At 76.2% G+C, this 411-nt stretch carries 1 protein-coding gene; it reads right to left on the reverse strand.

The annotated features are described in order from the left end of the window. On the reverse strand, positions 1–411 hold a 411-nt coding region (locus tag QOL99_RS17630), incomplete at both ends, for a chloride channel protein (protein WP_285525705.1).

Consider the following 411-nt stretch of genomic DNA (forward strand, 5'->3'; position numbering starts at 1 on the left):
CCGCGAGCCGCGCGTCCAGGCGTCGGGCACCTGGCGGCACACCAGCAGCGCCACCCACGCCACCAGCGTGACGGCCAGCGCCACCCCGAGCAGCGGCCCCACCCCCGCCAACGTGGGCACGCCCACCTCCGGCACACTCAGCAGCGGCAGGAACCCGAAGGCCAGCCCGTACACCGCGTACGCGGCGACCGAGGCCAGCACGCAGGGCATCAGCACCTCGAACTCGAACTCGAAGCGGCGGTAGAGGACCTCGGCCACCAGCACCGCCGCCGCCAGGGGCGCGTGCAGGACCGCCCCCAGACCTGCCGCCGCCCCCGCCAGGGTCAGGCTGCGGGTCTCCACGGCGTCCAGCCGGGTGGCCCGGCCCAGCAGCCGCGTTCCCAGGCTGCCCAGCACGGTGTACGCGGCGTC

The organism is Deinococcus rhizophilus, assembly GCF_030271215.1.
Taxonomy (GTDB): Bacteria; Deinococcota; Deinococci; order Deinococcales; family Deinococcaceae; genus Deinococcus; species Deinococcus rhizophilus.